Origin of the sequence: Shewanella sp. T24-MNA-CIBAN-0130, from assembly GCF_040310185.1 — a bacterium.
GTDB classification, from domain to species: Bacteria; Pseudomonadota; Gammaproteobacteria; order Enterobacterales; family Shewanellaceae; genus Shewanella; species Shewanella psychromarinicola.
Window position 1 is genome coordinate 1 of the sequence record NZ_JBEOPP010000375.1, and the last position, 262, is coordinate 262.

General features: G+C 42.0%; 1 protein-coding gene. It reads left to right on the forward strand.

Annotated elements, in window-relative coordinates:
- Window positions 1–262, forward strand: a 262-nt coding sequence (locus AAEZ02_RS22785; RefSeq protein WP_351125372.1) for a glutathione S-transferase N-terminal domain-containing protein, incomplete at both ends; no start/stop codon positions are given.

The window sequence follows — 262 nt, forward strand, 5'->3', positions numbered from 1 at the left end:
GGCTTATAGAGTGCGTATAGCGCTTAACTTAAAAGCAATCGATCATGAACTTGCTATTGTTAACCTTTTAAAATCGGAGCAGCTTGGGAAAGAATACTTAGCGACTAACCCGCAAGGCTTACTACCGGCACTTGAAACCAATGATGGTGTTTTAGCACAATCGCTTGCAATACTTGAGTGGCTAGATGAAACTTATCCGCAATCGCCATTAATTACAGGGACTGCGTGGCAAAAGTCGCAAATAAGAAACTTAAGCTTTGCC